This window comes from Methyloceanibacter sp. (assembly GCF_050728395.1).
GTDB lineage: Bacteria > Pseudomonadota > Alphaproteobacteria > Rhizobiales > Methyloligellaceae > Methyloceanibacter.
In genome coordinates this window covers 22,150-29,051 of the sequence record NZ_JBOHJB010000041.1, presented here as the reverse complement: position 1 = coordinate 29,051, position 6,902 = coordinate 22,150, and the positions used below count along the sequence as shown (strand labels likewise).

Here is a 6,902-nt window from a genome sequence, read left to right as displayed (position 1 = left end):
GGCTCGATCAGTTCTGGGAGAGCGTGCGTCTCGCGGCCGACCGCCGCCTCGTGCTCGACCCGCATGAGTTCTACATCCTCGCGTCCAAGGAAAGCGTGTCGGTGCCGCCCGCCTATGTGGCGGAGATGGCGCCGTTCGATCCGCTGATCGGCGAGTATCGCGTGCACTATGCCGGCTTCTTCGATCCAGGCTTCGGCTATGCCGAAGGGAAGGTGCCGGGGGCCAAGGCGGTGCTCGAGGTGCGCAGCCTCGACATTCCGTTCATCCTGGAGGATGGGCAGATCGTCGGGCGCCTCGTCTACGACCGGCTTACCGAGATTCCCGATCAGCTCTACGGCGAGCGCATCGGCTCGCATTACCAGGCGCAAGGCCTGAAACTCTCGAAGCACTTCAAACAGGTTTGATTCTACGCGCAACACCTCAGTTCGTCATGCCCGGGCTTGACCCGGGCATCCATTCCGTGACCTAGCGATTGAGTTGGCGGTAGAGATCGAACCACTCGGGATTGTCCCTCTCAATCAACTCTATTTTCCACTGCCGTGGCCAGGATTTTATGGCTTTCTCGCGCTTGATTGCGCCTTCGGCGCCCGCATGTTCCTCCACGTAGACAAGTCGCTTCACGTTGTGGCGCCGCGTGAAGCCCTTATTCAGACCTTCTCGATGCTCCCAGGCGCGACGAGGCAAATTACTCGTCACCCCTGTATAGAGCGTTCCGTTTTTGCGGCTGGCCAGGATGTAAACATAGAATGTTCGCATGTTGCGGCGAGGTAACGGAATGGACTCCCGGGTCAAGCCCGGGGGTGACGGTAGACAGTTTCAGCGCTCGTGGCCGTTGGAACTAGGCAGAGCAACTCCCCCCGCCGAGTACGCAAAACTTGGCGCAATGCGGATGGCAGAGCTTGACCGCGCCTGAAGCGAACATGCCGCCGTCGGTGCGCGCGGCCTCGGCCAAAGTCGCCCCCATCTCGAAGGCCGGGTCGTAGGGGAGCAGCGTGCAGGGCAGCACCACCGGGCGCGCGGCGCCCTTGCGCTTCACCACCATGCGGCTCGAAGCGCACATCAAATCGCTTGGGCTCTTGTGCAGAATGCTCCAGCAGGCCGTGGTGATCTCCGGCACGTCGGCGCGCAGGTCCATCTCGGGAAACAGTACGAGCTCCGCCGGATCGGTCACGTCGATCGGCCAGCCGCGCGCGCGCGCAAGTGCCCCATAACCGTCGCGAAGCGAACGCTCGCCTTCGCCCCAATAGGTGCGGCCGGCGAGCGCGAGGGCAAAGCCGTGCCTGGCGAGCCAGTCGATGCCCTCGACGGTCTTGTCGTAAGTATCTGGCCCGCGCTCCTCCTCATGCAGCGCCTTGCCGTAATGATCGAGGCTCACGCGGATCACGAGCCGCTCGCCATGCGCCTCACGCAGGCGGAGCAGCCCCGATTTGATGCGCGGACGCTGCATCGGCTGCATGGCGTTGGTCAGCACGAGCGCGCAATGGCCGCGGGCGAGCGCGTCGCCGAGCATGGCGAGGAAGTCGGGGTTCATGAACGGCTCGCCGCCGGTGAAGCCGATCTCCCGCGTCGGCAATGCCTCGCGCTCGATCTCATCGAGGAAGGCTGAAACCTCGGCGCGGCTGATATAGGCGAGCCGGTCGTTCTCCGGGCTCGATTCGATATAGCAATTGACGCATTCGATATTGCACAGGCTGCCGGTGTTGATCCAAAGCGTGCGCAACGCGTCGAGGGGAACTTGCGCGCGCCGCTCGCCGGCGGCGGTCCAATCGGGATCTCGGAACTTCTCATCCCGCGTCTGGAGGGCGGCTTCGGTCATGGCTCGGCCCCTGAAAACGACGGCTGATTCCTAGGTCTCACGATCGGGCTGGGCCCCGCAAGGCAAACCCCATCACCACTCTGTGAGGCAAATCTTGCCTTCCAGGCCGGCTTTGCGCCATCCTAGGGCTGAGGCGGGTGTAGCTCAGTGGTAGAGCAGTAGCTTCCCAAGCTACGTGTCGAGGGTCCGATTCCCTTCACCCGCTCCAATTTTTCAATGGCCCGGGTCTGAAACGCTCGCTCGCGTTCGCGCCCCGCGGAGTACCTCCAAAGGGACACCCGACTGCTACCGGCGCTCTCGCCGCCCGGCCAAGCGATGATGTTAACCAGGAGCCTGTGGCGGGGAGGTTTCCCTCGCTTCCCGCCACTCCTAGCAGGAGTTGGAGTCCTGAAGCCCCGTTCGCCCCCCGTAACGGGGCTTCTTCTTTTGAGGCGCTTTGGCCGCCGTCAATGTTGCGCTAAGGTCAGGCCTCGGGGGGTTCCACCTTTGTGCGAGGCCCACTCAGATGACGACGACGGAACCCTGGCATTATCGCGGATACGACATCCTGCCCCAACGTCAGTGGTCGGGTTGGTGCGTGGGTATCTATCCCACGCGCTCCGACCTGCCGCTCTTGGCGCGGTCGACCCTGCAGACCTTGGTGATGCAGAAGGAAGAGGCGCTGGTCGAGGCTAAGCAGGTCATTGACCGCGTATTGTCGCGGCCCTAACGCGGTCGCCGGCAGCGGCTTAGAGTTGATCCGGATGCAGCATCGCGTCACGCGAAAATGCCGCGACCCTTTACGTGCGTCGACGTAAAGAGAATTGCATTCGCGAAATCCTACCTTCGGTGGGGAAGATCAATGCCGTGGCTAAGCCCGTGCTCGGTCTTCTCCCAGGTGAAGGGGTCGGTCGCGAACTGCCAGGCGGCGCGATAGGCGGCACCTGAGATTAGCAACCAATAGAACGGCATCAGCGGCACTTGGCTGAGCAGGTCCCGCACGCCGCGACGCTTGAGCGCCAAAAACCCAAGCATCATCGAGGCGAGATAGCCGAGCCCGAGCCCGAGCGAGGCGAGGAGCCAGAACGGCAGTCCGAGCCATCCCCCGGGCCAGGCCAGGAAGGCGCCCTGTGCGAGGTCGAAGGCAGCAAGTGCATAGAACCAGGGATGCACCAGCGCCGACAGCACCGTGCCTCCGATCATGACCTGGAAGCCCAGGAACCCCGCCGCCCCAAGCTCCCGCCACAGTCTCCCAGGCTGCCGCATATGTACGAACCAGGTCTGCATGTAGCCCTTGATCCAGCGCGTGCGCTGCGGGAACCAGGATGAAAGCCGCGGCGGCGCCTCCTCGAAGGTCATCGAGTCAAGCACCTGGCAGAGGTAGCGGCTGCGCGCGAGCCTCGTGCCGAGGTCGGCGTCCTCGGTGACGTTGAAGGGGTCCCAGGCCATCAGCCATTTCAGCGCCGACACGCGGAAATGATTTGAGGTCCCGCCGAGCGGGATGGGGAGTTGCAAGCGGTCGAGCGCCGGCAGGAGCCCATCGAACAGCGCGTCGTATTCGATGGTGAATTGACGCGTGAGCCAGTTGTCCGTGGCGTTATAGAGGTCGAGCTTCGCCTGGAGGCAGGCGAGCGTGGGAGGACCCTCCTGGAACGCGGCGATGGCTTTGCGCAACTGATCGCGCTCGGGCCGGTCCTCGGCGTCATAGATCACGAGATATTCGCCGCGGGCGAGCGGCAGCGCATAGTTCAGCGCCTTTGGCTTGGTGCGTGGCTGAATGTCCGGCACCACCACGATCTCGACATTGCCGGGGAGATGGAGCCTCCGCGCCACCGCGATCGTCTCGGCGTCGACCGCCTCCAAGATCAGTTTGATGTCGAGTTTCGCTGCCGGATAGTCGAGGCGCGCGAGCGAGGAGGTGAGCGAGGCGAGCATATTGGCCTCGCGGTAGAGCGGCACGAGGATGGTATAGACCGGGAGCTCGGCATCGGGCATGCGTGGCCGGGCATCCTTCGGAGGCGTCCGGCGCAAGAGATCGCAGGCGGCGAAGACGCGAAGCGCGATCACCGGCAGGAAGATGACAACGAGCGCAAGCGAAAGCGCGCGGAAAGCGAGCTGTGCATGCAGGCCTAGTGCAGCCGCAAAGCCGAGGAGGAGCGAGAAGAGCAGCAGGCGCTGCCATGCTGTGAGACTTGTTTTGGCGCTCCGGTCCGGAAAGCGCGCATGGAGGCCGTCGACCGAAGCGGCCGCGAAGGTCTGCGCGAAATGCCCGCAGACCGCCTGCCTTAGGATTTCGGGCGAGGCGAGCGAGAGGCAATGCGGCGCAAGTCTGGCAAGCACCTCCTCGACCGCGTTTGGCCGCAATTTCTCCGGCGCGAAGACATAAGCGCCTCCTCCCGCACGCTCCTTGAGTACGCCGCGGGCAAGACATTCGCGCGGGCTCCGCAACGAAGCTGGCGCGCTGACCTCATGCGGTCCGATCTCGCCGCGGAAAGGAACGCCGCAGGCCCGCGCCAATGCCTGGTAGTAGTCCGAGGCGCTGAGCCAGCCATTGGCGATCATCACCGCGTGGGGCAGCACGCCCCATTTCTTGGCGAGCGCCTCGGCGCGGTGGAGCGTGGCGCGGTCGACGAAACGTTCAAGCAGAAATTCATAATCGGATACGCAGAGAGGGGGCGCGTCGGCGTGTTGCGCCCAAACGCTTTCAGCATGACGCGCAAGATTGTCCTGCCGCACGCGACCGCCCCCCACAACTTCCCCACGAGTATTTGGAAGTTGTGGAACTGCCGCAATATTCAACCAAAATAATCAACATCTTCATTAAAACTACTTCAAATTGTACCTGATGCAGTCGTACAATCTATGAGTGCGCGATCGCATCTAGCAACACGTTTCAGGGCAAAGTAGAAAAGTGCCGTGAACGCGTGCGGCGCCATTGAGTCGGGGGGCAAGGTTGTGAGGGTGCTGGCCTTTGTCGCCGCGGCTCTCGCACTCATTGCCGCAATCCCGCCGGCCTCTGCCCAGACCAGAAGCGAGATCGTCCCCGATGTCTGGCAGGGCGATGTGCTTCGCCCCAAGCCCGAAATTCATGTCGATCGGATTCGCTTCATTACCGACAGCGACTATCCGCCCTTCCAATATTTCGACGAGGAGGGCGTGCTGACCGGCTTCAACGTCGACCTTGCCCGCGCCATTTGCGAGGCGCTCGGGGTCGAGTGCGATATCAGGCCGGTGGAGTGGGAGGATCTCTACACCGATCTCGATAACGGCGAGGCCGACGCGGCGATCGCCTCGATCCGCATCGACGCCGAGGCTCTCACCAAGGCCGATTTCTCCAGCCGCTATTATGCGACGCCCGCGCGCTTCGTGACGCGCAAGGAGAGCGACTTCAAAGACATCCGCCCGGAGACGATAGCGGGGAAGAAGGTCGCCGTCGCGCGCGGGACCGGCCACGAGGCCTTCCTCAAGCAGTATTTCCCGGCCGCCGAGGCCGTGCCGTTCGACAGCGCCGACGAGGCGCAGATGGCGCTGAAAGGGGGCCAGGTCGATCTCGTCTTCGGCGACGGCATCGGGCTCACCTTCTGGCTCAACGGCGTGACCAGCGATGGGTGCTGCGAGTTCCGCGACGGTCCCTATTTCGACGCCAAATATTTCGGCGAGGGCGTGGGCATCGCGGTGAAGAAGGGCAATCGTCAGCTGGTCGAGATCTTGAACTACGGGCTCGAGCAGGTGCACGCTTCTGGGCGCTATGAAGGGCTGTTCCTGCGCTATTTCCCGATGAACTTTTTCTAGTCCCGATTTCTGGCTTCTGGTTTTTGGTGCCCGAACGGCAACCACAAGCTCCAGCCAAGCCGCGTCGGTGCTTCGCTCTGATAGGGCGGCAGGCCGATAGTCATGCCCTGATGCCCGGCCTCAGGCTGCGCAAGATAGGTCCCGAACAGCCGGTCCCATAGCGACAGGTTGAATCCGAAATTGCGGTTATGCTCGCTGCGCAGCACCGAGTGGTGCACGCGATGCATGTCCGGCGTCACGATGAATAGCCGCAACACCCGGTCGAGCCAGGCAGGCATCGCGATGTTGGCGTGGTTGAACATGGCGCAGGCGTTGAGGATCACCTCGAACAGGAACACAGCGAAAGGCGAAGCGCCGAGCGGTATGACCACGGCGATCTTCCACAGCATGGAGAGCGCGATCTCGACGGGATGAAAGCGCACCGCCGTGGTGACGTCGATATCGCGGTCGGCGTGGTGCACCTGGTGCAGCCGCCAGAACAGCGGCACCTTGTGCGAGGCGAGGTGCTGCGCCCAGATGGCAAGGTCGAGCACGAGCAGCGCGATCACGACTTTGAGCCAATAAGTCCAGTCGACCTGATTGAGCAGGCCGAGCCCCCGCTCCTTGGCAAAGAACGCCGCGGCGACCGCCGCCACCGGTACCGCGAGCGTCGCCATCAGCCGCAACACCAGAGTGTCGACCCCGGCGATGCCGAGATTGGTGAGCCAGCGCCGCGCCTTTGAGACACTGAGCCGCCGCTTCGGGCGCAGGAACTCGATCGCCGCCATGAGCAGGAACACGCCGGCGAAGACCGCAAGCCTGATCAACCCATCGCCCTGGCCGAGAAGACCGTCCATGCGCGAAGACTAGCAGGAAGCGCCAAGCCTTGCCGATTAGTCGATGGTCTTGCTGGCGAAGCTCAAGCCGACCACGCCGGCCACCACGAGCGCGAGCGAGGCGAGCTTGACGAGTGTGAACGGCTCGCGGAAATAGGCAAAGCCGATCATCGCGGTGAGCGCCGTGCCGACCCCCGACCAGATGGCATAGGCAACCGACAGCTCAATCCGGCGGAGCGCGAGAATGATCGCCGCCGCCGAGCAGATATAGAACACGAAGACGCCGATCGAGGGGAGAAGCTCGGCGAAGCCCCGCGACAGCTTCATCGAGGTGATACCGGCCACCTCGAACAGGATGGCGACGGAAAGAAAGATCCAGGGCATCCAGCTCAAGGCCACCGGCATCCTCGAAGGTTTTTTCGACTCACAGCGCTCTTTCGCGCTTGCCCCACTCAACAGCGAAATTGCGTGACGCCATGATGACAATGCCGTGGGTGGCA

8 protein-coding genes and 1 tRNA gene are annotated in these 6,902 nt (G+C 63.2%); 4 read left to right on the top strand and 5 right to left on the bottom strand.

What is annotated here, in order from left to right; all coding sequences use genetic code 11:
* A partial coding sequence (locus ACREC7_RS09265) for a dCTP deaminase domain-containing protein (protein WP_431555394.1) occupies positions 1-404 on the top strand: 404 nt, incomplete at its 5' end.
* A 61-nt stretch (positions 405-465) separates the two neighbouring features.
* On the opposite strand, the gene ACREC7_RS09260 is transcribed toward ACREC7_RS09265, so the two are convergent.
* Both ACREC7_RS09260 and ACREC7_RS09255 read right to left on the bottom strand, forming a co-directional pair.
* Positions 466-756, bottom strand: coding sequence for a GIY-YIG nuclease family protein (locus tag ACREC7_RS09260; protein ID WP_431555393.1), 291 nt, complete (start codon positions 754-756; stop codon positions 466-468).
* 82 nt (positions 757-838) lie between these two features.
* A complete protein-coding gene (locus ACREC7_RS09255; protein ID WP_431555392.1) occupies positions 839-1,816 on the bottom strand; it encodes a radical SAM protein in 978 nt (325 codons plus the stop codon).
* Between the two features lie 133 nt (positions 1,817-1,949).
* On the opposite strand from ACREC7_RS09255, the gene ACREC7_RS09250 reads away from it, so the two are divergent.
* Both ACREC7_RS09250 and ACREC7_RS09245 read left to right on the top strand, forming a co-directional pair.
* Positions 1,950-2,024 (top strand) — tRNA-Gly (locus ACREC7_RS09250).
* A 297-nt stretch (positions 2,025-2,321) separates the two neighbouring features.
* Positions 2,322-2,525 carry a hypothetical protein gene (locus ACREC7_RS09245; RefSeq protein ID WP_431555391.1) on the top strand — a complete coding sequence of 68 codons (204 nt, stop codon included), beginning with the start codon at positions 2,322-2,324 and terminating at the stop codon, positions 2,523-2,525.
* A gap of 110 nt (positions 2,526-2,635) precedes the next feature.
* On the opposite strand, the gene ACREC7_RS09240 is transcribed toward ACREC7_RS09245, so the two are convergent.
* On the bottom strand, positions 2,636-4,531 hold the full coding sequence (locus ACREC7_RS09240) for a glycosyltransferase family 2 protein (RefSeq protein ID WP_431555390.1): 1,896 nt from the start codon (positions 4,529-4,531) through the stop codon (positions 2,636-2,638).
* 219 nt (positions 4,532-4,750) lie between these two features.
* Here ACREC7_RS09240 and ACREC7_RS09235 point away from each other — a divergent pair, with 219 nt between their 5' ends.
* A complete protein-coding gene (locus ACREC7_RS09235) occupies positions 4,751-5,587 on the top strand; it encodes a transporter substrate-binding domain-containing protein (protein WP_431555389.1) in 837 nt (278 codons plus the stop codon).
* Here the strand turns inward: ACREC7_RS09235 and ACREC7_RS09230 are convergent.
* Entirely contained in the window at positions 5,584-6,423 is an 840-nt protein-coding gene (locus ACREC7_RS09230; RefSeq protein ID WP_431555388.1) for a sterol desaturase family protein, read from the bottom strand. The genes ACREC7_RS09235 and ACREC7_RS09230 overlap by 4 nt on opposite strands.
* A 36-nt stretch (positions 6,424-6,459) precedes the next feature.
* Complete coding sequence (locus ACREC7_RS09225; protein ID WP_431555397.1) at positions 6,460-6,786, bottom strand: DMT family transporter; 327 nt, start codon at positions 6,784-6,786, stop codon at positions 6,460-6,462.
* Positions 6,787-6,902: the final 116 nt, after the last annotated feature.